Source organism: Nocardia sp. NPDC004568 (assembly GCF_040609955.1).
GTDB lineage: Bacteria > Actinomycetota > Actinomycetes > Mycobacteriales > Mycobacteriaceae > Nocardia.
Genome location: NZ_JBEXLL010000194.1, coordinates 1 through 1,194, shown reverse-complemented (window position 1 = coordinate 1,194; position 1,194 = coordinate 1). Strand labels below are relative to the sequence as shown.

Here is a 1,194-nt window from a genome sequence, read left to right as displayed (position 1 = left end):
CTAGTGCCTCGTCCAGATAGGTTGCGGTTGTAATCCGAGTGTCGGTTTGATCGTCTGGTCGCCGACGGCGATGCTGCCGGTGGAGGTGTTGTCATTGGCCCGGAAACCAGAAGTGTTCGTGCGGGAGGTGTCCCCGGAGGAGGGACGCAGATTGCAGAAGATCACCAAAACGAGCCGGCAGCCGATCAGGACCCGTCGCGCGATCGTGGTGATGGCCTCAGCGCAGCATCAACCGGTCCCGGCGATAGCACGGTTGATGCAGGTCTCGCAAGCCTATGTGCGGCAAGTGATCCACGACTTCAACGAACGGGGGTTCGAAGCATTGGACCCAAAATGGAGCGGGGGCAGGCCGCCGAAGGTGGATCGGGCGACGCGTGAACGCATCGCCTGCATCGCCCGGTGCTGCCCCCGTGACCTCGGCCACCCGTTCTCGACCTGGAGCCTGTCGAAACTACGAGACATGCTGGCCACCAGCAAGATCGCTGATATCAGCCGCGAAACACTCCGCACGATCCTGCGCGAGCAGGGCGTGTCGTGGCAAGCCACCAAAACCTGGAAAGCAGGCACCGACCCCGACTTCACCACGAAGATGAACCGCATCCTCGATCTCTACGACCACCCGCCCGCCGACGGGCGAGTGCTTTGCGTCGACGAGTTCGGGCCGTTGAACCTGCAACCCCGACCAGGACGCGGCTGGTTCCCGACCCGCAAACCGAAGCGGCTGCGGGCGACCTACCACCGTGACCACGGCGTGCGGCACCTACTCGGTGCGTTGGACCTGGCCACCGGCCGTATTCACTACCGGATCCGGGACCGCAAACGGTGGATCGAGTTCCTGGCATTCCTCAAGACCCTGCGGGCTCGTTGGCCCGGCGAGAAGCTCTACTTCATCGCCGACAACTTCTCTCCGCACAAACGGGCCGAGGTTCGGGACTGGGCCGCAGCGAACAATGTGGAGTTGGTGTTCTTGCCGACGTATTCGTCCTGGCTGAACTGGATCGAATCGGAGTTCGCCGCGTTGCGGTACTTCGCTTTGAACGGCACCGACCACCGCAGCCACGACGAGCAAGACACGGCGATCGGCGCCTACATCCGCTGGCACAACCAGCACGCCCGCCCCAAGACAGAGTTCGCAGTCAACTCCACAATCCGGCGCCCGGATTACCTACCCAACGTTGCTTGACGAGGCACTAG

At 62.9% G+C, this 1,194-nt stretch carries 1 protein-coding gene; it reads left to right on the top strand.

Annotated features, from left to right (window positions below; translation table 11 throughout):
* The first annotated feature begins 46 nt into the window (after positions 1–46).
* The gene (locus ABZV91_RS32490) at positions 47–1,183 is read left to right on the top strand and encodes an IS630 family transposase (RefSeq protein WP_355249535.1); all 1,137 of its coding nucleotides are present in this window, start codon (positions 47–49) and stop codon (positions 1,181–1,183) included.
* Positions 1,184–1,194 lie beyond the last annotated feature (11 nt).